The organism is Panacibacter ginsenosidivorans (assembly GCF_007971225.1).
GTDB lineage: Bacteria > Bacteroidota > Bacteroidia > Chitinophagales > Chitinophagaceae > Panacibacter > Panacibacter ginsenosidivorans.
In genome coordinates this window covers 619726-644737 of the sequence record NZ_CP042435.1, presented here as the reverse complement: position 1 = coordinate 644737, position 25012 = coordinate 619726, and the positions used below count along the sequence as shown (strand labels likewise).

Below are 25012 nucleotides of genomic sequence, written 5' to 3'. Positions count from 1 at the left end.
ACCCGGTGAAAGGAAATAAATTGCTCATATTGATCTTTGGTATATTGCTGGTGCTTTATATAATTGTGCAGTTAAACAAACCAAAAGAATTCGATTGGACACCCACTTTAACAGCAAAGGATAAAAATCCCTTCGGCGCTTTTGTTTTATCATCCCAGTTAAAACAATTATTTCCCAATGCAGCTGTTCAATCTCACCGTGTTCCTATTTATAACGTACTTCATAATAAGTATGAAACCAATAGCGCTTATATAATTGTTACTGCAGAATTTTCACCGGGCAAAACAGATATAGACGAAATGCTGGAATATGTGCGCAATGGCAATACAATAATGTTCTCCGCTTTTGATGCAGAAAAAAAATTACTGGATACACTTGGACTAAAATTGCAGCAAATGGCAGAACTTCTTCAAACAGATTCAACTACTATCAACTTTGTAAACCCTTCATTACAGGCAAAAAATTATTATGGTTTCAAACGTTCTACTATTGACGGCTATTTCAGCGAGATAAAAAAGAAGGATTCATCTGTTGTATTAGGCATCAGAAAAGATAGCCTGCCTGACTTTGTAAAGGTGCAATATGGTGATGGTTTCTTCCTCGTGCATGCTGCACCTTTATGTTTCAGCAATTATTTTATGCTGTACAATAATAATAAAGATTATACAGCAAAAGCATTGTCTTATATACCTTCAGGTGTAGAGACCATTCATTGGGATGAATATTATAAACTCGGCAGGGAAGGAGCTTCAACACCTTTGCGCTTTTTCTTAAGCGATACTTTTTTACGCTGGGCATTATGGCTTACTATATCAGGCTTATTAATCTATATTTTCTTCCAGATGAAACGCCGGCAGCGTATTATTCCCGTCATTGAACCAGTACGTAACACTACGCTTGATTTTGTTGATACTGTTTCTTCTGTTTATTTCAGTCAGCATGACAATAATAGTATTGCAGCCAAAAAAATACAATTCTGGTACGATCATATAAGAACGCGTTATTATCTTTCACCACAACATGCAGATGAAGCTTTTGTGTTGCAGTTGCAACGAAAGAGTGGTGTTTCAAAAGATCTTATAAAAATAATTTTAGAGAACATAAAACGTGCAGAAGCACAACCAAAAGTAACCGATGACCTGCTTGCACAACTTACCAGCAGCATCGATGAATTTTATCAACTATCCAAAAAAATCATCTGATGGAAATAACAACAAGTGTTGCGCAGTTGAATGAAGCTGTGGGCAAAATAAAAAATGAGATCGGTAAAGTGATAGTAGGGCAGGAGCAAATGATTGATCTGCTGATTGCAGCTTTGCTCGCTGATGGACATGTATTGATAGAAGGAGTTCCCGGCGTGGCAAAAACATTAACGGCAAAACTGCTGGCACGCTGTATTGACGTGCCTTTCAGCCGCATACAATTCACGCCGGATCTTATGCCGAGTGATGTGATTGGTACTTCAATTTTTAATCCACAGACAGCAACTTTTAGTTTTAAACATGGACCGATTTTTAGCAATGTTGTTTTGATTGATGAGATCAACCGCTCACCTGCAAAAACACAGGCGGCTTTGTTTGAAGTGATGGAAGAAAGACAAATAACATATGACGGCATCACCTACAAATTGCCGCAGCCTTTTATAGTGTTGGCAACACAGAATCCCGTGGAGCATGAAGGCACTTATCGTTTACCCGAAGCGCAGCTGGATCGTTTTCTATTTAAGATCGAAGTGGGTTATCCTTCACCTGAAGATGAAGTGAAAATATTAGAGCATGCACATAAAGGTCTTACCACTCATTTTACAGAAGCGGTGCAACATGTATTGAGTGGCGATGACATCATTCAATACCGCGAAGCAGTAAGCAATATTCACATTGAAGCAAAGGTGATGAAATATATTGCAGAACTGGTGTATGAAACGCGCAACAATAAATCAATTTTCCTTGGGGGTAGTCCACGTGCATCTGTTGCGGTGTTACGCTCTGCAAAAGCTATTGCTGCCATTAACGGTCGCGATTTTGTAACGCCGGATGATGTGATAAAAGTGTTGCATCCTGTGCTTTGTCACCGCATTATTCTTACGCCTGAAAGAGAGATGGAAGGCGGTACCGCGGCAGATGTTATAAGAGATATTACCAAGAAGATAGAAGTGCCAAGATAAAAGCAGTTAAAGAATTTTTTGTAACAGGCAATAGAATAAATATGAAGCTTTGGTTGTGTCACTCACTTGTACTTTCTATTGAGTATTGAGCAGAACGATGAAGAGTGCGACGCAACAGGCGATCAATAGCATATCATCAGTTGGGCACATAAATAGTTTACAACATAACAGAATTATCATTCACGATTCATTACATGAGGTCATTCATAAAAAAATATATTGGTTCCCTGTTTATAACACTAAGATTGTATGTGAGCATCATTGTTTGCATAGCATTGTTTGTGTTGCGTTTCTTTTTTATATGGTTGGGTGACATTCCTTTTGTTGCATTTATAATATTGGTACTTGCTGCAGTGTATGATTATGCGATGTTATATAGCAGGCAGAAAGGCATCTTTGCGGTGCGTACTATGGCCGAAAGATTAAGTAACGGGGATGTAAATGAGATAAGAATTGACATCGAAAATTATTACGCATACAATATATCGCTGGAGATCATTGATGAAGTGCCACATCAATTTCAAAAACGCGATGTGCTGTTTCATGTACAAATAAATGGCGGCGAGAAAAAAATATTACGTTACCAGTTACGACCCGTAAAGCGGGGTAGCTACGAGTTTGGCGTTATCAATATTTATGTAAAAGCAATGCTGGCATTATTCAGCAGAAGATATATTGTTGGCGAACCGCAAAATGTTCCGGTATATCCATCTTACCTGCAGTTACGCAAATACCAATTGATGGCTATCAGTAACAGGCTTAGTGAGATTGGTGTAAAGAAAGTGCGCAGGATGGGCCACAGTATGGAGTTTGAGCAAATAAAAGAATATGTGGCCGGTGATGATTACCGTACCATTAACTGGAAAGCCACTGCACGTAAGGCTTCGCTTATGGTGAATAATTACGCAGATGAAAAGAGCCAGCAGTTGTATTGTGTGATTGATAAAAGCCGTGTAATGAAAATGCCTTTTGATGGATTGAGTTTGCTTGATTATGCAATCAATACAGCACTCGTGATAAGCAATGTTGCTTTAATGAAACAGGATAAAGCCGGGCTTTTGACTTTTGCAGAAAATATCAGTTCTTTTTTGCCTGCAGAAAAAAAAGCATTGCAGATGCAAAGCATATTAGAAACTTTGTATAACCAAAAAACACGCTACCTCGAAAGCGACTATGAAAAGCTGTATATTTTTACGCGAAGAAGAATTACTCAGCGCAGTTTGATATTGCTCTTTACGAATTTTGAATCGCTCACAGGTATGCGCAGGCAATTGCCTTATTTAAAAAAGATTGCAGAGAACCATTTGCTGATAACTGTTTTTTTTGAAAATACGGAACTGGCAAAATTTATTGATAAACCTTCTGAAAATTTGGAAGAGATATATAGCAAAACAATTGCGGAGAATTTTGCTTTTGAAAAAAGACAGATCGTAAAAGAATTAAACCAAAGCGGTATTCTAACCATACTTACTGCCCCAAAAAACCTTACTGTTAATGCTTTAAATAAGTACCTTGAAATAAAAGCAAGGGGAATGTTATAAAAATTATTTCTGCTTTACGCCTGCCAGCCAAAATAGTGCATCAACAATAAATTTATTCTGTATATCATTATCAAACTGGAACGATAATTCTTTATTCGTTTTGTTTTCGTAATCAATATCATTGTGCCCCATGTTATCGTAGATCATTTTATATTTTTTGTTTGTCCAGGCAACGGGATAGTAGCCGCTGTGCCAGATCTCGTAAGGCTTTGGCCCGGTACCCAAAGGAAAACTGGAAGAATCTATTGCCAACAAAATATCGATGTCTGGATTTTTAGTGATGTCTTTCTCCCAACTGTACCATTCATTGGGAGAGGATTTGAATAAGTGTGGTAAGTGTATTGTTGAAGGATGAGTTGAATCCTCCACACGCAAAATAGCTGACGTAGGACGCCATGTATTTCCTTTATACTGGCCTGCACCAATAAATTCATTATGATACCAATCCCAATCTTGGTTATACTCAGAAGGCGTTAATGCAAACCCGGCAAAATGAAAACCCATCCATCCGCCACCATGTTCCACATAGTTTTTAAAGGCTGCTCTTTGTTCAGGAACTTCTGGCCTTGAGTCTAAAAACAATACAACCTGGTATTGTTTTAAAAATGTTTCATTGAGATTACTCCAGTCGTTTGTAGAATCATACTGAAAATTATATTGTGCTGCAATCTTTGGAAAGAACCTGTTAGACTCATGCACATAGCTGATATGCGCCTGGTCTTGTTTGGCAGTATAAAAAGCAATGACTTTAAAGAGCGGTTTTTTATTCTGTCCATTACTCATCGGAGTAATAAAAGAAAACATGATTATTGCAATAACCAGTTTGATGAGATTCATGCGTGAGTTGTATTTGATTTTTATTATTGGTAAAATATAATAAATAGTAATAGTTACTTTTTACTGCATTGATTGTTTTTGTACAAGAGTGCGACGCAACAGAAGCATCATAAAAGTTATGAAGCCGGGCTAATAAAATTTATTTCAATAAATATTTTTATTTCAATGATGCCAGGTAATCGTAACTTTTTTTAAGTGCGATTTCTGGTTCCGCAACCATGTCTTGCTCAACTATAAAATGTTTTACACCTGTTGCCTTTGCTTTTGTAAGTATGGTTTTTAAATCAAGTACTCCATTGCCGGCTGTAGTCATGTATGGAAATAATTCGATCCATTGTTTGGAATCGCCGCCATCGCCGGAGAACTGCACTTTTTTGCTCATATCTTTTACATGCATCAGGTGGTATCGTGTTTTGTAATCTTCAAGCAATGCGATGGGATCCGCGCCACCTGCTGTCGTCCAGTAGAGATCCATTTCAAAAAATACAAGTGAAGGATCAGTGCCATCTAATATTAATTTTAATGGAATTTGTCCATTCATTTCTTTTAAACCATAGCCATGATTGTGGTAAGCAAATTTTACTCCACCCTTCTTTGCAGCTTCCCCAATTTTATTAAATGCATCTGCCATATTTTTATAGTCGTCTAATGTTTTTCTTTTTTCCTCAGGAATGGAAGGAAGAATTACATATTCGGCGCCGAGTAATTGTGCTGCTTCTGCAAGCTTATCCATGCCGGTTTGTAATGTATCGAGGTCAGTATGCATGGAAGGCACAGTAAGACCATTGCTTTGCAGCATGTTTTTTACTTCTGCGCCACTGTGTCCAAAATAACCACTGCCTTTGAATCCCAATGATGGCGTAACTGCATCCCATCGTTGCCGCGCAGATGCAGTACTAAAAGAGTATGGGCCATACAACTCAACTTCTTTATAACCCATTTTAGAAAGCATTGCCAATGTGCCCGGAAAGTCTTTTTCCAGGAGTTTCGGTAAAGAAAAAAACTGGATTCCAATCTTTTCAAGTAACGGTGACTTTGCAAAAAGTTCAGCGGAAAATAATAAACCGACGGCTGATAAGGTAGCAGTTTTGCTAATGAAGTCTCGTCTGTTCAACATGGCAATGTATTTACTTATGAAGAATAAGTAAAGTTACATTCAGACAGTTGAGACAGTAATATTTTTTATTGCATTTATTCTAAATTAGTTTTATGAATTTCCGCGTAGCAACAATAAAAGATATTACACAAATACAATTTGTGCGCAATGCAGTAAAAGAAAACCAATTATCTGATCCTGCATTGGTGCCTGATGAAGATGTGGAGGATTATATCATAAATCGTGGCAGAGGATGGGTTTGCGAAATTGATGATAAGATCGTTGGCTTTGCTATTGTTTCTTTGGTTGATAATAATGTGTGGGCATTGTTTGTGCAACCCGGCTATGACAAGCAGGGCATTGGAAAGAGATTGCATGATGATATGATGAATTGGTATTTTGCGCAAACAGATTTAACGGTTTGGTTAAGCACTTCTCCTGGCACAAGAGCAGAAATATTTTATAGAAAAGCAGGCTGGCAACAAACAGGCTTCATCAAAAGCGGTGAAATAAAATTTGAAATGACAGCAGTAATATGGGCATCTAAAGAAAAACTGTTGTAATAAATTGTTGCTAAATAATATCCCTATGGCTACACGTTCACAGCGTAAATATAAATTTTTATGAACCTAAAGATTGAATATGCATGAGGCTTTCGTTGCGTCGCACTCTTTTACTATAACAATTCTATTCAGCAGGGAAAGCACGAACTCCTAAATACACAAAGAAAAATTCCTCTCTTAGCGCCTCAGCGGTCTTTATTTATTCATTCCTCAATACAAGATATTCCAGTAGCAATGCATCATTATATGCAGGACAATAATGATAGAAGAAACCAATTTCATTTGCAGTTGCAAATGCTTTTGAAAAATCTTTGAAGTAAGAAGAAATATTGCCAACAAAAAAACAAAAATCATTTTGTTCAATTTGCCTTGCTATTTCATTTATTGAAATTGCTATAGGTGGCGGTTCATAACCAAGTTTTAGTATAGTACTGCTGAGTATTACTTTTTCCATGGCATTTGTCGCAAGTGCCAATTCTTTAGCAGCGTCTGAAAGGATTTTTATTTTCAAAGATTCCAGTTGTGGAATTGGTTTTATGCTCATCAGCCTTGCCACATGATATAGTATAAGTGAAGCCTTGGGATAATAAGGAGAAGCATAAACAGCTTTACCAAGATGATAATTTTGTTCAATTGTTTTTACAATTACAGTAAGGCATGCGGAATCTGCTTTTGTCCAGGAAAGATTATGCAGTTGTACAAAAGAAAGCACATTGCATAAAACGGATACATCAAACACAACCGGGAATTTTTTGCCAAACCATGTTGAGTAAGCACCTAACTGATTATAATCTTCAATAACAGATCTTACTTTATTACTGTCGCAGTTTACGAACTGTTGCATCAATGCATGTACAGCTTCCGCAGTTGAATCAGCTACATCTAACGCAAGCAATGAAAGTACCGTGTCATCCATATCATCCGGCAGTGAAATATCTTTAGTAAACATTTTAAGCATACCGGAATAGGGGTAATCATACACACTATCTGTGCGCCAGAAATTATAAGTGTTCCTGCCTTTGATATTTTTGAATTTAGAAAATAATGGCTTTGACTTATTTAGTGCTGCATCTGTAATTTGTAGCGATTCCTGATCGAGTTTTGGTTTTATATCATTAAGTGTATAAGCGATCAATCCGTTGAAAAAAATATTATTGTCTTTCTTTTTTGTATTGAAACTTTCATGTTTTGAGATGTAAGAAGGAAAAATTCCGCTAAGAAAAAAATCATCTGATTTTACCTGTTGGGCTGAAATCCTGTTTATGAGATAATGTATCAATGCAGTATCCTGCGCTTTGCAGTACATACATCGTAAACAAGAAAAAATAATAATTATAAAACTCTTTTTGCCTTTCATTAAAACGAAGATAAGATAATGGGATGTTGAGATAATAATCGAAAGTACAAGAGGCGACGCAACAAAAGTTCAATGTATATTCTATAGATGGGTTCAAAAAAATAACCCCGCCATCGACAGCGGGGTAATGTGTCCCATGTGCTTTATAAACCCAACTATTGTAAAATACTTCTCCCGATTACGATACGTTGCACTTCACTGGTGCCCTCATAGATCTGTGTGATCTTTGCATCACGCATCAACCGTTCTACATGATATTCCTTTACATAACCGTAACCGCCATGTATCTGCACTGCTTCTGTGGCAGCCCACATAGCCGTTTCACTCGCAAACACTTTTGCCATTGAACTGCTAAGCGTATAATCTATATTGTTGTCTTTCTCCCATGCGGCCTTCAAACACAGTAAACGGGAAGATTCAATACGTGTAGCCATGTCTGCCAGTTTGAATTGTATGGCCTGGTGGTGCATGATCTCTTTGCCAAATGCTTTACGTTCTTTTGCATATTTCAGTGATAATTCATAAGCTCCGCTTGCAATACCAAGCGCCTGTGATGCAATACCAATGCGGCCTCCGGCTAATGTCTTCATAGCAAACTTAAAACCAAAGCCATCTTCACCAATACGGTTTTCTTTAGGCACTTTTACATCGGTGAAAGAAATACTGTGTGTATCACTGCCGCGAATGCCGAGTTTATTTTCTTTGGCCCCAACCGAAACGCCTGGCCAGCTCTTTTCTACAATAAATGTATTGATACCTTTTGGGCCTTTGCTTGCATCTGTTTGTGCCATTACCAGGTAAACACTTGCACTGTTACCATTTGTGATCCAGTTCTTGGTTCCATTTAGTAAATAGTAATCCCCTTTATCTTCTGCTGTTGTTTTTTGTGAAGTAGCATCACTGCCCGCCTCCGGCTCGCTTAATAGAAATGCGCCGATATATAATTCTCCATCTTTTTTCCCCTGGGCAAGTGGGGTAAGATATTTTTGTTTTTGCGTTTCGTTCCCAAATGCTTCAAGACCCCAGCTTACAAGACTGTTATTCACACTCATGCATACACTTACACTTGCGTCGATCTTGCTGATCTCTTCCATTGCCAGTACATAGCTAATTGTATCCATGCCGGCGCCACCATATTCAGGGCTCACCATCATGCCCATGAAGCCAAGTTCTGCAAGTTTCAGTATTTGTTCTTTGGGAAATTTTTGTAATTCGTCTCTTTCAATAACACCAGGTAAACATTCGTTCACTGCAAAATCACGTGCAGCTTTTTGTATCATTAAATGTTCTTCACTTAACTGGAAATGCATGTAATCTTTTTAAATGATGCGCAAAAATAGAGGAAACATTTTTAAAACTAACACATGGTAGCGTAAATTTATTTTCTTTGTTGAGCGAGGGATGATAAAATTATTATCTAAAGACTTTCATAAAATCTTAGTAATCGTCAAATTAACAGATGGCTGCTTTATGAAAGTTTGAAATAAATAAAGCTTTCTCAAACAGTACTTTAAAAATAAAGCGCTGTCAAATACTAACAGGTACTAATATGATATTTTGATACTTTTGCCACTCTAATCGGAATTCTTATGAATAAAATAACTGCCGCAATAACAGCGGTTGGTGGCTATGTACCGGAATACAGGCTTACAAACGCAGAGTTGGAAAAGATGGTTGAAACGAATGATGAATGGATAAGAACACGTACCGGTATTGAAGAAAGGCGCATTCTGAAAGAAGAAGGCAAAGCCACCAGCGATCTTTGCATTCCCGCAGTTGAAGAAATTCTCCGCAAGAAAAATCTTGATCCCAAAGAAATTGATTGTATCATTTGTGCCACAGTAACACCGGATATGGTCTTTCCTGCCACAGCTAACATTGTTGCTTATAAAGTTGGTGCCACTAATGCGTTTAGTTATGATCTGGGTGCAGCCTGCAGTGGTTTTCTTTATGCACTCTCAACAGGTGCTGCTTATATTGAAAGTGGGCGTTATAAAAAAGTGATCGTTATTGGTGCAGATAAAATGAGTGCCATTATTGATTATACAGACCGTGCTACCTGTATTATTTTTGGCGATGGGGCCGGAGCAGTTTTATTAGAACCCAATTCTGAAGGTTATGGCGTAAAAGATTCGATCTTAAGAAGTGATGGCAGCGGTAAAGATTTCCTGCATATGAAAGCGGGTGGCTCACTTAAACCTGCAAGCATTGAAACCGTTACTGCCAAAGAACATTACGTTTACCAGGAAGGTAAAACTGTTTTCAAATTTGCAGTAGTGGGCATGGCCGAAGTAAGTGCAGAAATAATGGAACGCAATAATCTTGGTGCAGACGATATTGCATGGCTTGTGCCGCACCAGGCTAACCTGCGCATTATAGATGCAACAGCAAGCCGCATGAACCTGTCCAAAGATAAAGTGATGATCAACATACAGAAGTACGGCAATACAACGGCAGGCACATTACCGCTTTGTTTGTGGGATTGGGAGAAGCAATTAAAGAAAGGCGATAACCTTATTCTTGCTGCATTTGGCGGTGGTTTTACATGGGGCGCCTGCTGGGTTAAGTGGGCTTACGATGGAAAATAATTTTATGTTGATACCAGCACGGGTTTTTATGGCATCGGCTGTTGCGTCGCAATCACTTTATCGTTCCGAACTTTTATAAACAAATTATATTTATACTACATTCAAAATTTGTAAAGGCTTTGTTTTATAAAATTTCGTTTCAACTCGCTCATTTAATAACAAAGCGTTGAAGAGTGCGACGCAAGAAAAGTTTAATCGTAATTCAACTGCCCGGTTCAAAAAAATACTACTCTGCTTCCTCTTTTGCTTTTTTAAAAGAGAAATGCCTTTGAGATAAATAACTAAATCCAACTACCAATACAGTAGTAACAGCTAAAGAAGGCGTAGGATACCAGCCCCACTGGTCAACAAAGAGTTTCAGGAAAATATAGTTAAGAAAGATGCAGATGAGCACTACCACAAAGTAGCGGAACAACTGAATGCGTTTACGTAAATATGATTCTGGAAAAACCACGAACATGCTTAAATAAAAGCCGATAGGAAATGTAATAAAGAATGAAATGATATATGCAGCAATATGCGGACTGATAGCTGTTACAGGGGTATAAACAATTTGTTTTTTCAGTATAAAATTATAAGTGATAGCATAAATAAGAATATTCAAAGCCATATTGCCACCACCACATGCTGCATAACGAAATGTTTGCAGCGGCATTATCTTTTTGAAGGGCGGGTAAAAAAAGTCAACCACCTCAAGAATAAAATGTTTTAACCAGTGATGCAGTTTTCGCATAATCGGCGGCGAAGGTAAATATTATGATGATTTATGCGTGTTAAAGAATTGAATAACATTGCAGAAAAATATAACTGCTAAGCTATCTGTGAACCAGGAACATAAAACTGGCAACTCTTTCACTATTTTTGCCACCCAAACAAAGATTGAATGAGCGTAGTTAACCAGATAAAGGAATCAGCAGCAACAGCTATAAAAGCATTGTATGATGTTGAAATTAAGGCAACCGATATTACGGTAAATGCCACCAAACCAGAATTTGAAGGCGATTACACCATCGTACTTTTCTCATTGGTAAAACAGTTGCGTAAAGCACCGGATGCGGCTGGCAATGAAATGGGTAGCTATCTTATCGAAAAACATGCAGATTTATTTTCTTCATTCAATGTGATAAAAGGATTTCTGAATCTTGTTGTGGCAGATAATTACTGGCTCAGTTTTCTTGCAGCTAATTACAATAATAATTCTTTCGGACATAAGGCAAAAAATGGCAAAAAGGTAATGGTAGAATATTCATCACCCAATACCAATAAGCCATTACACCTTGGTCATTTAAGAAATAATTTTTTAGGCTGGAGTACTGCTGAGGTTTTAAAAGCAGATGGTTATGATATTGTAAAAACCTGTATTGTAAATGATCGCGGCATTCATATATGCAAAAGCATGATCGCATGGGAGATGTTTGGTAATGGTGCAACACCGGAAAGTACAAATACAAAAGGCGATCATTTTGTGGGTGATTACTATGTAAAATTCAATGATGTTTATAAAAAAGAAATAGAAGAATTAATAGCTACTGGTGTAACAAAAGAAGTTGCAGAAAAAGAAGCGCCGATCATGAAAGCTGCACAGCAAATGCTTGTTGAGTGGGAAGCTGGAAAACCTGATGTGATTGAGCTTTGGAAACGCATGAATAGCTGGGTTTATAAAGGCTTTGACGAAACATATAAACGTATCGGCAGCAACTTTGATAAAGTATACTATGAAAGTGAAACCTACCTGTTAGGAAAAGATCTGGTAGAAGATGGCTTGTCAAAAGGAGTATTTAAACAAAAAGAAGATGGAAGTGTTTGGATAGATCTTACTGCTGATGGTTTGGATGAAAAGATCGTAAGAAGGAAAGATGGAACCGCTGTTTATATAACACAGGATATTGGTCTTGTTGTAAATAAATATGAAGAGTACAAATGCGATCAAAGTATTTATGTGGTGGGAGATGAGCAAAATTATCATTTCAAAGTGTTGAAGCTGATTGCACAGAAACTTGGATTGCCTTCTGCAGATGGCATCTATCATTTAAGTTATGGAATGGTAGAATTGCCAACCGGCAAAATGAAAAGCCGCGAAGGAACAGTTGTTGATGCGGACGATCTTGTTGATGAAATGATCAGCATTTCAAAACAAAAAACAGAAGAGCTTGGAAAGGTAAAAGATTTTACTGCAGATGAATTGAAAGAATTATATAATACAATTGGTCTGGGTGCCTTGAAATTTTTTCTCTTACGCGTAGATCCAAAAAAACGTATGGTCTTTAATCCTGAAGAGAGTATCGACTTTCATGGATTTACAGGGCCATTTGTGCAATACACCCACGCAAGAATAAAAAGTATTTTAAGAAAGTTAGCTGATTCTGGTAGTGATTTATCAGTGGTAAGTAATACACTTGCTACTCTCGAAAAGGCTGTCATAAATCAGCTTGAAATATTTACTGCTGTTATTGAAGAAGCAGCAACAGAGCATGACCCTTCCAAAATGGCTATTTATGTTTTTAATCTTGCAAAGACATTCAATTCATTTTATGCTGAACATTCTATAGCTAATGCAGAGAATGCAGAAAAGAAAGCGCTGCGTTTACAAATTGCACAGCTAACTGCACACACCATAAAAACGGCCATGCAATTACTTGGCATTAATGTGCCTGAGAGAATGTAGTATTGTTTTTTGAAGACAAACTGCAGATACATTTGGCATCGCCGGTTGTGTCACTCACTTGTACGTTTGTAACAGGTATGAGCTATCATGTATCAACATTCAGTAAGCGGAATGTATTTCAACTGAAATCTATTCTTCAGTACAAGAGTGCGACGCAACAAAAGCTTATACATGTTATAAAGCCCGGTACAAAAAATTATTCCTCCTGTAATTTATCTATCACTCTTCGTATTTCGTTATCGAGCTCTGTGGCGCTTAACTGGATGTATAAAAGAATGTTTTTGAAATATTCATTTTCAATTTTATCAGTATCTGCTTTTATTAATTCTATAAGGCCAAGCATATTTGCAAGCGGCCTTCTAACTTCATGAGATTGCAAAAAAGCGAGCTCTTTTAATTTTAGATCGTGGGCAAATATTTTTTGTTCGGCTACTTTACGCTCTGTTATATCAACCGCCCATCCGCCCACCAGTGTTTTATGATCAATTGTATTCAGCGGAAATTTATACACCAGAAAATTCCTGCTCTTGCCATTCCTGTCAATACTTATTTCTTCTGTTTTTAATACTTTATTTGATTCTATTACAATTGTATTATTCCTGAAATAGAGATCTGCAAGTTGTTTTGGATAAATATCCCATAATGTTTTACCTATATCAGCACGGGTTAAACCAGTAAAGTTTAGATAGTATTTATTCATGGTAACCAGCTTACCATCAGGATCACAGATCCACGCAGAAGCAGGACTATTGTTCATAAAACCGTCGATCAAATGATGAATGTTTATCATTGATTCGGCCCTTTTTGTAACGCTGTTTTGTTTTTGCGCAATACCGATAAAATGATCTTGATCAAATAATGAAAATTCCCATTGAATATTGTTTCCTTCGTTACTGGTAGAGATGAATTCTGTGTGGTTATTATTTAAATGCAAACGGTTCAGCTGTTTCCACAATTCTGTAATTTCTTCTGCAGAAAAAATAGCAGAGATATTTTTTTGATCGTGGTTGATAATGATTTCGTTCAATGATTCATTGCAATCTGTTATATTTCCTTTCAGATCAAACAGCACAACTATATTGTTTTCAGAACTTTTAAGCCATGAAGGAAGTTGGATAATTGTTTGCATTTATATATTATATAATTAATTCAAAGATGCAACAATAAATAAAACCCCGGAGATTTAATCTTCGGGGTTTATATAATTTAATGCTTAGCGAATTACCACAGCACTAAGTGCCGGTAAATGTATTTTTAGTTTATACCATTTATCATCCTTGCTTACTTTTTCTGATTTTATATCAGGATTGAACACATCACCTGTTCCCCAGAATGCTACGTTGTCACTATTGAAGATCTCTTTCCATTTTTTCTTGCCATAAACATGTATCTCCCAATCATGACGAACAAGTGGTGTCATGTTTAAGATGATCACAATATCATCTTCAGGATTATTTCCTTTTCGTTTATAACTTATCACACTTTCACTTCTGTGGTTCATATCCACCCATTCAAAGCCGCCCTGTTCAAATTGTTTTTCATACAAGGCAGGTTCACTGCGGTAGAGTTCATTCAATTTCTGCACGCAATACTTCATTCCTTTATGACTTACAAAACTCAACAGGCTCCATTGCAATTCGCTTTTATAATTCCACTCACTGGTAGCGCCAAATTCATCACCCATAAATAAAAGTTTGCCACCAGGATGTGTAAACATATAAGTATATAGTAAACGCAGGTTAGCAAATTTTTGCCATTCATCTCCAGGCATTTTGTAAAGCATGGGGCTTTTCCCATGCACCACTTCATCATGACTAAGCGGCAACATAAAATTTTCATTGTAGTAATACATCATGCTGAAGCCAAACTTATCCTGGTGAAATTGCCTGAATATCGGATCCATTTTAAAATAATCCAATGTGTCATGCATCCAGCCCATCATCCATTTCATCCCAAATCCCAAACCTCCATCATATATAGGTTTGCTGATCTTTGGCCAGTCTGTAGCTTCTTCCGCAATAGTTTGTATTTCCGGAAAATCCTTATACAGCATTATGTTCAGGTCCTTAATAAATTCTATAGCTTCAAGATTACCATTACCACCATGTATGTTTGGTTCCCATTGGCCTTCATTGCGACTATAATCCAAACGCAACATAGAACTTACTGCATCAACACGTAAACCATCTGCATGAAAACGATCACACCAGAATCTTGCATTACTGATCAGAAAACTTTTTACTTCACCACGCGCATAATTAAAAATATAAGAGTTCCAGTCAGGATGATAGCCTTTACGCATATCCGCATATTCGTAAGTATGCGTACCATCAAACATAAATAGTCCATGCGAATCGTACGGAAAATGCGAAGGCACCCAATCGAGTATTACACCAATGCCTGCCTGGTGAAATGCCTCTACCATTTTTGCAAAATCCTGTGGACTTCCAAATCTTGAAGTAGGTGCAAAATAACCGGTGCCCTGATAGCCCCAGCTGCCATCGAACGGATGTTCCATTACCGGCATAAACTCTACATGTGTAAAGCCCATTTCTTTTACATAAGGAACCATGCGCTCTGTTATTTGCGCATAAGTGTTGTAAGATTCTTCATCAAATCTATCGGGCCTCATCCAACTGGCGAGATGCACTTCGTATACGCTCCATGGTGCATTTAATTTATTATGCTCACCTCGTTTACTCATCCACTCTTCATCCTGCCAGTCATGAAATGTTCCCCATGTTATAGAAGCTGTTAATGGCCTTTTTTCCCACAGATGAGAAAAGGGGTCTCCTTTATCAAGCCTGATACCATTAAAGCCATGTATATGATATTTATAAGATTCGCCAGCCGGTAGATTTGGAATAAAACCTTCCCATATTCCCGAATGATCGAGCCGCACAAAAAGTTTATGCGCTTCTTTATCCCAATGGTTGAAATTTCCTGTAACGCTTACCTGTGTGGCATTTGGTGCCCATACCGCAAAATAGGTTCCCCACGTGCCCAATACTTCAAATTGTTTATTGCCAAATAACTCATACAACCTGTAATGTGTGCCACGCTGAAAATTTTCAATGTCTTGCTGCGAGAATAAAGAATAATTCCATACCGGTTTTGTACTGTCAACAAAATGTATGTCCTCATATTTTTTATGTTCATTCATGTGCGTTCCATTTTCGGTAGCCGTTGCTTTTTTTGTTTTGGTTGTGGCAGCAGCTTTTTTTTCTGTTGATTTAGATGGCATATCGCAACCGTTTATATTGATTAAGAACCATTAACGTAAAATTAGGAATAGTAAAATTGGTATCTCCATTTATTTCTACAATTTACAATTAAATACCAGGACTGTGCTATATTGATTTTGTGCAACTAATATTTTTTCAGCTCATTTTTTTTCAATGAATTTTACAATGAACGTACAGTAATTTTTCATGGCATCGTTTGTTGTGTCACTCACTTGTACGTTCGGTATCGTGAATCGTCAATGGTGAAGGGTCAATACTGCAGGCAATGTCTTTTATTCACCATTGCTCACTGTACATTCACCGGTACAAGAGTGCGACGCAACGGATGCTTAATGACAATACAAAACCCTGGCTCATAATATAAATTACAAAAACATTTTTAGCTGCAACTAACCTTATACCAAACATGAAAAAGACTTTATTACTGCTTATTACCGGTTTGTTTTTTTGTTTTTTGGCAAATGCGCAAAAAGCTACTGTAAAAGGCATTATCAGGGATACAAGCAGTAGGGAAAATCTTTACAACACCACTATTTCACTGCTGCACAGTAAAGATTCTATCCTGTATAAATTCACAAGAAGTGATACAAAAGGTAATTTTGAACTGAAAGGTTTAGATACCGGCAAATATGTATTGCTGATAACTTATCCGTTGTATGCAGATTATGTGGAAGTACTTAATATAAAAGATTCTGCTGCCGTAATGGATCTTGGTTCAATACCTGTTATACTAAAAGCAAATTTGCTGAAAGAAGTGATTGTGCGGCAAACTGTGAGCGCTATAAGAGTAAAAGGTGATACAACAGAATATGCCGCTGATAGCTTTAAAGTACAGGAAAATGCATCAGTAGAAGACCTGTTGAAAAAATTGCCGGGCATACAGGTTGACAGAAACGGGCAAATAACTGCACAGGGAGAAAAAGTACAAAAAGTTTTGGTTGATGGCGAAGAATTTTTTGGTGATGACCCTACACTGGTTACGCAGAATCTTCGTGCAGATATGATAGACAAAGTGCAGGTATTTGACAAGAAAAGCGACCAGGCAAATTTTACCGGTATTGATGATGGGGAAAAACAAAAGACGATCAATTTAAAACTGAAAGACAATAAGAAGAATGGATATTTTGGCAGGCTTAACCTTGGTGCAGGTACAGATGGGTATCATGATAACCAGATTATGGTAAATGCGTTTAAAGGCAAACAAAAGTTTGCTGCTTATGGTATAGTCTCTAATACAGGAACATCAGGTCTTAACTGGCAGGACAAGGGCAGTTACGGAGATAGCCCGTTGGGCAATGCTGATTATGATGAAGCTGGCGGATATTTCTTTATTGATGGAGGTGGAGATGACCTTGATTCGTGGGATGGAAGGTATAACGGGCAAGGTTATCCTCTGGTGCAAACCGGGGGCTTGCATTATAACAATAAATGGAATGATGATAAACAAAACCTGAATGCAAATTATAAAATCCTGCAACTGCATGTAAACGGTGGCAGTGCCACGAATTCACAATCTATTTTACCGGATTCAACATCTTTCTACAATAATTCAACACAGAATTTTGTGAATGAGATTTTGCGTAACAGGGGCAATGCCAGTTATGAATACCAGTTTGATTCCAGCTCTTCTATAAAAATTATGGCTGATGGTGGGATTGATCATAAAATAACCAGCAATGTTGCTTATTCGGAAGCGCTTGCCAATGACAAATCTTTAATCAATAAGTCTGACCGCAATACTTCAACCGTTGGTGATAACAGGAGCGTAAACAGCAGTTTGTTATGGAAGAAAAAGCTGAAGAAAAAAGGGAGAACAATTTCATTTAACCTGAAAGAGAATTTTAGTAACAATACTTCGGATGGCTATCTTTATTCTGATAACCATTATTACCAGGATGGCATTGACACTCGTGAGATAACAGACCAGTATAAGGATAATATTTCAAAAAATATTTCTTTCGACTCCAAGGTTACTTACTCGGAGCCTTTGTCAAAAGTTTCTTCACTTATTTTAAATTATGGGATAGTGCTCAACAATAGTAATTCTGAACGCAGTTCCTATAATAAATCCAATGAAGGTAAATACACAGACATTGATAGTCTTTACAGCAACGATTATGCATTCAATGTATTTACACACAGGGCCGGTGCCAATTATAGCCTCTTTAAGAAAAAAATAAAATTTAATGCAGGCAGTAATGTGGGCTTTACAAGCTTCGATCAGAAAGATATGCATACACAAACTTCTTTGAAAAGAAGTTTTGTAAACTGGTATCCACAGGCAAATTTTTCTTATAACTTCTCACAGCAAAGAAGAATATTTTTAAGATACAATGGAAGCACACAACAACCAACTATTCAACAGATACAACCCATAGCAACCAATGATGACCCTTTGAATATTGCTATTGGTAATCCAGATCTTAAACCTTCTTTTCGTAACAGTGTAAACCTTGGATTCTTTGATTTTAAGGTACTCACAGAAAGAAATATCTGGACTAATGTTGGTTACACTTTTACGCAAAACGCTATAACCAGCAGGGATTTTGTGGATGCTTCCACGGGTAAGAGGGTCTATCAAAGCGTAAATGCGGATGGTAACCGTTCTTTATACGCATATCTTGATTACGGTTTTAAGATCAAAAAAATTGACACCAGAATAGGGCTGAACAGCAATATAAATGGAAGCCGGTATGTAAGTATTGTTAATGATAGCATGAACGTTACCAATAGCAGCAGTTATAGTTTTGGTTTAAACATTAATAAAGATAAAGAGAAGAAATACAGCATCTATGTTTCGCCTAATGCAACCTATACTATCAGCAAGTCTTCTATACAGCAAAATCTTGAAACCAAATACTGGACATTTACTGTAAGCACCGGGGCAGATATATTCCTGCCGCTTAAATTTCAGATTCATTCTGATTGTGATTTCAATTTTCGGCAGAAGACTTCTGTTTTTGAAAATAACAACAACGCTATTTTGTGGAATGCGTGGGTAGGTAAAAAGCTTTTAAAGAAAGATGCATTGCTGATAAAAATAACAGGTCATGATTTGCTTAACCAAAACATTGGTTTCGACCGCACTGTTAACAGCAATTATATTTCGCAGAATACCTACAGCACTATCCAGCGTTTCTTTTTGTTATCACTTGTTTGGAATTTTACCAAAGCAGGAACACCCGGACCATCACAAGATTAATCTTATTAAACCTGTTATTGTATGAGATCATTAATAATAATATTCCTCCTTTTTTTTGCAAGCCTTGCAGCGCATGCACAGAATGCTATTTTTCTTAATGAGGGACGTATCGAATATGAAAAGAAGATCAATCTTTACGCGCAGTTAGATGATATTGACGATCCGGCCTGGCGTGATCTTATGAAGAAGACCATGCCACAATTCAAGACAACTTATTTCGATCTTACTTTCAACGGCAATAAAACATTGTATCAACCCGGTCGTGATAACGCAGACAATAACAGGATGTGGCAGCAGCCCGCAGAAGACAATACTATTTATACAGATCTTGAGACACATCAAAGCACCAGCCGCAAAAATGTTTTTGAAGAAGGATTTCTTATACAGGATACAGCACGTACTATTAAATGGAAAATCACAGATGAAATGCGCACCATTGCCGGCTTTGAATGCCGCCGTGCCAATGCACTTATCATGGATTCCGTATATGTTGTCGCATTTTATACAGAGAGTATTTTACCCAGTGGCGGCCCTGAATCTTTTACCGGTTTGCCCGGTATGATACTCGGTCTCGCTATTCCGCACGAACATATTACCTGGTTCGCTACAAAAGTTTATACAGAAACAATTCCAGAAACTTCAGTAAAACCACCGGTAAAAGGAAAGAAGATCACCAATGCAAATTTGCTTACTACACTGCAAGACAGAATGAAAGATTGGGGCAAGTGGGCGAGGAGATACATACTGCAGATAATGATTTAATTTTTTTACTTAGCTGCATTGCTACTATTAAGCATCGTTGTGTCACTCACTTGTGCGTTCTGTTCCACATTCAGCAACATGCTATTACTTCTAAAGAAACTAAATGCTGCACGAAACATGTTCAAAAAGCGGAGCAGACGAGCTTAAGCAACATTTCTTTTTTGATAGCTACGTTAAAGCATTTGTGAAGGCATGGAATTTCGCGTTCCGTCTGCCTGGTACAAACGCCTAATTGAAAAACTAAAGTTGAAGATAAGAACTACTGCCAAATGCTTAATGTCCTGCAAGAGTAGAAGATGATAAGAATTACTGCTGTACAAATACGGCTTGTCAACCATGCTTTTGCAAATGCCTTTGTTGTAGGCAGTGTTTTCTTGCGAAATTTAAGGGTTCGTAAAGCCTGTAACACCTTTTTCTCGTTGTCGGGTGTTAAGTTTTCACCATACAAGTTAAACCGGTCAACGTCAGAACCTGAAACCCAAAGACTGTCAATGTAAACACCAGTTGTCCCGATACCCGATTTTCGTGGGTAAACAATTTTAGCTTTTCGTCCGTCAATTGTGTCCCACAGAACGTTGTTCTTTCTGTATGTGTCGGGGTCAACTTTCATTCTGTTTTTAACGAAAATGACTTCGCTTGTGTCAATCATAGAAGTGTCAATGTTTGCCATCATGCTGCTGTCCAAAATTGTCGGGTCATATTCGTAAAGTCTGTTAGAATACCAACCAAGGTCAAAACCTATGGTATCTTTGTCATCAATAGCAATGCTGCCAACATAACTATCCATTCCATGTTCTTTGATTGCTGTCCAAGATTGCGGGGTTTCAATAGTGAATGAACCAAAGTCCATCGTCTTCGTGTCACCTTTGGGTATTGTCTGATTACAAGCTGTCAGTCCAATTACGATGATTGCATTTAGAAACTTTTTCATGGTCGGGAAACATTGCCTACAACGTTGAAGCATTGGCGATGTGGCGGTATTCTGTGTTCCGTCTGCCCGGTGCCGCTGCTGATTAAAGATATGACCCGTCCTGAAAAAAGTTGACTGGTTTTAGATAATAATCCTGTTAATGGTTGACTAAGATAATACATCCTGAATAAGGTTGATTTATTAAGGTGTTTATTTGTGTGTTGGCAAAAATATTTTCGTGCCCTCTACAGCTAAGGAAATATTTTTTGTGCGCTGGCTTATCAGGTTGGTTGCATGGTTACCTCCTTTTGTTTTGTGTTGTTTTGATAATAGTTTTTCCATCGTCTTATCTGTGGTCCTTTTTGTGTATGCACCTCAGCAGGTATTTGCCAATTTAAACTGCTGTGTCTTCTTCTGTAGTTGTAAATAGTAATGCATCTTGTGATGTGTATGGAAGCAGCATCGATATCATGATAATAACTGCTGATGAGTTCGGTTTTCAGAATACCATTTACTCTTTCTGCAATAGCATTTTCCAATGGGTCTCCATTGTTGGTCATTGATATTAATGCATGATGTTGCTGCAATAATTTTACATATTCTGTACTGCAGTATTGTATGCCCCGGTCACTATGGTGTATCACGATTGTTTCAGGAGGCTTTTGCGCCAGCGCTTTCTTTAATGCCAGTACAGCGGAACTGACTTTCATATCATCACTTATATGAAAGCCAACGATCTTTCTGGAGTACGCATCTGTTATCAAAAACAAATAAGCAAACCGCTCTTTGAGTGGTATGTAAGTAATATCGGCAACCCATAATTCATGCGCCTTTAGTGGAGTAAAATCCTTTACCAGGTTGGGATAGCGGTAAAAGTGATGTTTACTGTTTGTTGTATGAACGCTACGTTTGGTTCTTCTTACCAATAGCTTATTGCGCTTTAGCAGATCAAAGAATTTATCTCTTCCCATATGAAGATTGTGTTGCTCAAAAAAAGACTGAAGCATGATGAATAATTTTCTTCCGCCGCATCTGGGCTGTTGCTTTCTTATACTATCGATCTGTTCCAGTATTAACGCTTCATGATACTGTTGATGGAACTGTTTTTTATTATGCTTATGATAAGCCTGTGAGGAATAGCCCAACAGTTTACATAGTTGTTGTAAACTAATATTACCATGTATCTTTTTTACTGCTTTTACTGTTGGGCACCAGGCTTTTTTCTGATAGAGATATTGAGGTCTTTCTCTGCAATATTGATCATGGTATCTAAAGCTTCTGCGCGTAGCTTTTCCCATTGAAGCTGCTTCTCCAGTGCAGCTATTTTTTGCTGCAATGCTTCTGCAGATTGTAATTGTTCTGAAGTGAGTTTTTTCTTTGAACTGTTCATGCTGCTGGTGGAATAGGTTGACTGCTTTTCTGTGGGCGGCAAGTTATGTATTCCCTGGTGAATGAGCACCCATTTGCAAATGGTGGTTCTGCTGATGCCATACTTTGCAGCAAGCTTCCTGAAGCCGCAGCCTTGCGTTAAATACTCCGCAATAATCTGTTCTTTTAAGTCCATAATTTGGTTGATTTTTAGTCAACCTATTTCTGTACAACATTCATCTAATTAACTAATAGTGAAGTTCTTTCAAAAAGCCTTTTCAGTTCATTCCCATTTAGGTGAAGTGCCCCGATCTTTCTTTCAATTTGTTTTAGATGATTGATTTTATGTTTTTCATTATTCATTATAATTTCATTTTTCTTATACGGTTGAAGTTTAGTAATCATATTCCATATAATGATCGCCAGCTTTCTGGCAGTAGCGGTAATGGCTGCCACCCGTCCTTTTCTGAAGGCAACTCTTTTGAAGAAGGGTGTTAAGTCGTGATCTTTCTGGTTGCCAATAGAGTTAGCTGCCTGCCTTAATGCTACAGCAATGTAGTTTCTCCCTTTCGTAGTGCTATTGCCAATAATTTTGCCACCACTTACTTTGTTATTAGGTACTAATCTTAGCCAAGCCGCAAAACTCTTTGCAGATGAAAATTTATGAATATCATGACCCATGTTTGTCAGCAAGCAAAGAACAGTAGTGTGACTAATTCCCTGTATAGCAAATAAATCTGTACCAAAATATTGATATGCAATTTTTGAAACATTAAATGCAGGAGCGTGTTTTCTATTTTTTTTATTGGTTACCTTAAATTCTTTTTTTTCCTGACTGCGAACCGTGTGTTGTGGAAGATGTTTTATTAGTACCTGTTCTATTGTTTTATCACAATCAACGAGTGCTTTTTCATAAAGCTTATAAAACTCCAGCGCTGCTTTTAGTTCATATAGCAATTCATCGCGCCACCAGCCTCTTAATGAATCAGCAATTTCTTCTTTTGACTTTTTAACTCTTACGTCAACCAAAGATGCAAGATATTCGGGATCCCTATTGCCCGCCAATATGGCTTCAATAATGTTCAAGCCAGATTTTCCTGCAACATCCCTGATAGCAATATCCAACCTAATATTCATAAGCCTCAGAGCCTTCTGAATTTTATGAATATATAAGGCTGCCTGTTCTATCAAATGTTGACGATGATAATAGTATGTACGCAGTTCTTGTAAAACATTGCTTAAAAGAAAACTTCCTGATAACAGACCTAAAGAATGTAATTTTTGTATCCACATACAATCAATAACATCAGTCTTACGACCCTTAACGTTTTTTGTTTGATTACCGCCAACCAGCAATACTTCAAAGCCTTCAGCTTGTAACGCATCGAAAAGTGTTTGCCAATAAGTTCCGGTACTTTCCATTGCTACAGTAGTAATACCATGTGCATGCAAGTACTCAATCATTTGCAGATGATCTTTCGTGTACACCCCAAACTCACGTACATTCTCCTTATCCTGGTCGATGGCTACCATATGGCTTCTTGAACCAACATCTATTCCCGCAGCCTTGACATTAATGATTTGAAGTGTTAATTCTTTTTGTTCCATTTGATGTTTTTTTATTATGAAAAAACCTTCAGGGAACGTCTGAATAATAAAATTTTTTCTGTTCGGGATTCCATTATGGATCACCATTTAATTCAAGAGATGCTTCTACTTTAGCAGAAGTATCAACATTCCAGCCTTGATTTCAGGAGGGACTATAAGTTCCTTTTAGCTTTAGAAGGCTTGCTTCTGAAGGAACATCAAATTTACTGTAAAGCAGGCTGCAAGTTGTACTGGTTATTCAACCGTTTATACGGTCTTGAGATTTCAGGACGAGACATTTGTCCACTCGAATATCTGTCAACTACTTTTTGTGTTGACTCTTTGCAACTGAAAACAAACACGAGAAGTAAAAAGAAAGAGCATCGTCTCATAATCGCAGCTAACGAATCGGTATTGCTGCAGGTGGGATATTTTATAATGTCGAGCCCGAACTGCAGCTTAATATTGTTTTAAAAGTTGAAGTTAAGAACTAAAGCTAAATTATTAACGTTAGCCCAAACCGTTGCTGACAGCGATTTGCAGCCGATTGTTTCAACGCCCCGCCCCACTTGCAGCAATACTTTTGTTGGTGGCAGTTGTTTATTGTCGGTCGTAAATCCTTGCTGCCATTAATAAAATATTCCACAATGCAATTAAGTCGCTCCCTTTGTCTGCATGAAAAATATGTTTATTGTCGGCATAGTCAATAACGGTCACTTCGTGCCATTCTGTTTTTCTTGCATCTTGCAAACTAATTTTATTATTACCATATTTTTCAAAGGCAGTCGGACGAAAATTTCTTATGTCGCTAAAGTTTAGTCTAAATATTTTTTCATTGTCATTACAAACAACTTGTCTTGTGCAAACCAATGTCCACTCCTTTGTCGGCTTGGTAAAAAACAGAACTGGCGTTCCACTTTTTTCTTTGTCCACTTGAGTGTTCAAATAGTCTTGAAGATTTGGCGACAGGTCAGTAAAGAAAAATGCAAACTTGGTCGGCAATTCATATTTCTTTGCCTTCCATGTCAATCTATTTGCTATGAACTCGTCCGTTTTCTGCATTAGAGTTTAAGGAAAATTTAGTGTCTTGTCAAACTTGTTTTGAAAACTTAGGAAGTGTCACGATA

General features: G+C 37.5%; 20 protein-coding genes. 8 read left to right on the top strand and 12 right to left on the bottom strand.

Translation table 11 applies throughout. The features are described from left to right. Positions 1–5 precede the first annotated feature (5 nt). From FRZ67_RS02565 to FRZ67_RS02555, 3 genes are all read left to right on the top strand, one after another. Positions 6–1202, top strand: a complete 1197-nt coding sequence (locus FRZ67_RS02565; RefSeq protein WP_147188043.1) for a DUF4350 domain-containing protein — start codon at positions 6–8, stop codon at positions 1200–1202. Next, positions 1202–2164 carry an AAA family ATPase gene (locus FRZ67_RS02560; protein ID WP_147188042.1) on the top strand — a complete coding sequence of 321 codons (963 nt, stop codon included), beginning with the start codon at positions 1202–1204 and terminating at the stop codon, positions 2162–2164. Before FRZ67_RS02565 ends, FRZ67_RS02560 begins: the two co-directional genes overlap by 1 nt. Before the next feature lie 194 nt (positions 2165–2358). Continuing rightward, positions 2359–3705 (top strand): DUF58 domain-containing protein, encoded by a 1347-nt coding sequence (locus tag FRZ67_RS02555; protein ID WP_147188041.1) that lies wholly within the window; start codon positions 2359–2361, stop codon positions 3703–3705. 3 nt (positions 3706–3708) lie between these two features. On the opposite strand, the gene FRZ67_RS02550 is transcribed toward FRZ67_RS02555, so the two are convergent. Beyond that, positions 3709–4542 carry a ThuA domain-containing protein gene (locus FRZ67_RS02550; protein WP_147188040.1) on the bottom strand — a complete coding sequence of 278 codons (834 nt, stop codon included), beginning with the start codon at positions 4540–4542 and terminating at the stop codon, positions 3709–3711. A 157-nt stretch (positions 4543–4699) separates the two neighbouring features. Then, positions 4700–5659, bottom strand: a complete 960-nt coding sequence (locus tag FRZ67_RS02545) for a sugar phosphate isomerase/epimerase family protein (protein WP_147188039.1) — start codon at positions 5657–5659, stop codon at positions 4700–4702. 92 nt (positions 5660–5751) lie between these two features. Between FRZ67_RS02545 and FRZ67_RS02540 the strand changes: the two genes are divergently transcribed. Continuing rightward, complete coding sequence (locus tag FRZ67_RS02540; RefSeq protein ID WP_147188038.1) at positions 5752–6201, top strand: GNAT family N-acetyltransferase; 450 nt, start codon at positions 5752–5754, stop codon at positions 6199–6201. Positions 6202–6400: 199 nt separating this feature from the next. On the opposite strand, the gene FRZ67_RS02535 is transcribed toward FRZ67_RS02540, so the two are convergent. Beyond that, entirely contained in the window at positions 6401–7507 is a 1107-nt protein-coding gene (locus FRZ67_RS02535; RefSeq protein ID WP_147188037.1) for a hypothetical protein, read from the bottom strand. A 206-nt stretch (positions 7508–7713) separates the two neighbouring features. Continuing rightward, complete coding sequence (locus FRZ67_RS02530) at positions 7714–8868, bottom strand: acyl-CoA dehydrogenase (protein ID WP_147188036.1); 1155 nt, start codon at positions 8866–8868, stop codon at positions 7714–7716. Positions 8869–9147: 279 nt separating this feature from the next. Between FRZ67_RS02530 and FRZ67_RS02525 the strand changes: the two genes are divergently transcribed. Then, on the top strand, positions 9148–10146 hold the full coding sequence (locus FRZ67_RS02525; RefSeq protein ID WP_147188035.1) for a beta-ketoacyl-ACP synthase III: 999 nt from the start codon (positions 9148–9150) through the stop codon (positions 10144–10146). Between the two features lie 226 nt (positions 10147–10372). Here FRZ67_RS02525 and FRZ67_RS02520 read toward each other — a convergent pair whose 3' ends face one another. Beyond that, on the bottom strand, positions 10373–10879 hold the full coding sequence (locus FRZ67_RS02520; protein ID WP_147188034.1) for a GtrA family protein: 507 nt from the start codon (positions 10877–10879) through the stop codon (positions 10373–10375). Positions 10880–11029: 150 nt separating this feature from the next. On the opposite strand from FRZ67_RS02520, the gene argS reads away from it, so the two are divergent. After that, the gene (gene argS, locus FRZ67_RS02515) at positions 11030–12811 is read left to right on the top strand and encodes an arginine--tRNA ligase (RefSeq protein ID WP_147188033.1); all 1782 of its coding nucleotides are present in this window, start codon (positions 11030–11032) and stop codon (positions 12809–12811) included. Positions 12812–13007: 196 nt separating this feature from the next. Here the strand turns inward: argS and FRZ67_RS02510 are convergent, their stop codons facing one another. Further along, positions 13008–13940 carry a PAS domain S-box protein gene (locus FRZ67_RS02510; RefSeq protein ID WP_147188032.1) on the bottom strand — a complete coding sequence of 311 codons (933 nt, stop codon included), beginning with the start codon at positions 13938–13940 and terminating at the stop codon, positions 13008–13010. Positions 13941–14024: 84 nt separating this feature from the next. After that, positions 14025–16055, bottom strand: coding sequence for a 1,4-alpha-glucan branching protein GlgB (gene glgB / locus FRZ67_RS02505; protein WP_225975482.1), 2031 nt, complete (start codon positions 16053–16055; stop codon positions 14025–14027). 407 nt (positions 16056–16462) lie between these two features. Between glgB and FRZ67_RS02500 the strand changes: the two genes are divergently transcribed. Next, complete coding sequence (locus FRZ67_RS02500; protein WP_147188031.1) at positions 16463–19258, top strand: outer membrane beta-barrel protein; 2796 nt, start codon at positions 16463–16465, stop codon at positions 19256–19258. Between the two features lie 21 nt (positions 19259–19279). Beyond that, positions 19280–20020: a GLPGLI family protein gene (locus tag FRZ67_RS02495; protein WP_147188030.1), complete on the top strand. Its 741-nt coding sequence runs from the start codon at positions 19280–19282 to the stop codon at positions 20018–20020. 259 nt (positions 20021–20279) lie between these two features. Here the strand turns inward: FRZ67_RS02495 and FRZ67_RS02490 are convergent, their stop codons facing one another. The 5 genes from FRZ67_RS02490 to FRZ67_RS02470 form a co-directional block, all read right to left on the bottom strand. Beyond that, positions 20280–20951: a hypothetical protein gene (locus FRZ67_RS02490; RefSeq protein WP_147188029.1), complete on the bottom strand. Its 672-nt coding sequence runs from the start codon at positions 20949–20951 to the stop codon at positions 20280–20282. A gap of 260 nt (positions 20952–21211) precedes the next feature. Beyond that, on the bottom strand, positions 21212–22228 hold the full coding sequence (locus tag FRZ67_RS02485) for an IS3 family transposase (RefSeq protein WP_147188028.1): 1017 nt from the start codon (positions 22226–22228) through the stop codon (positions 21212–21214). Continuing rightward, positions 22129–22494 (bottom strand): transposase, encoded by a 366-nt coding sequence (locus FRZ67_RS02480; protein WP_147188027.1) that lies wholly within the window; start codon positions 22492–22494, stop codon positions 22129–22131. Before FRZ67_RS02480 ends, FRZ67_RS02485 begins: the two co-directional genes overlap by 100 nt. A gap of 44 nt (positions 22495–22538) precedes the next feature. Further along, positions 22539–23906, bottom strand: a complete 1368-nt coding sequence (locus FRZ67_RS02475) for an IS110 family RNA-guided transposase (protein WP_158638286.1) — start codon at positions 23904–23906, stop codon at positions 22539–22541. Positions 23907–24485: 579 nt separating this feature from the next. Continuing rightward, positions 24486–24947, bottom strand: a complete 462-nt coding sequence (locus FRZ67_RS02470) for a hypothetical protein (protein ID WP_147188025.1) — start codon at positions 24945–24947, stop codon at positions 24486–24488. Between the last annotated feature and the right edge of the window lie 65 nt (positions 24948–25012).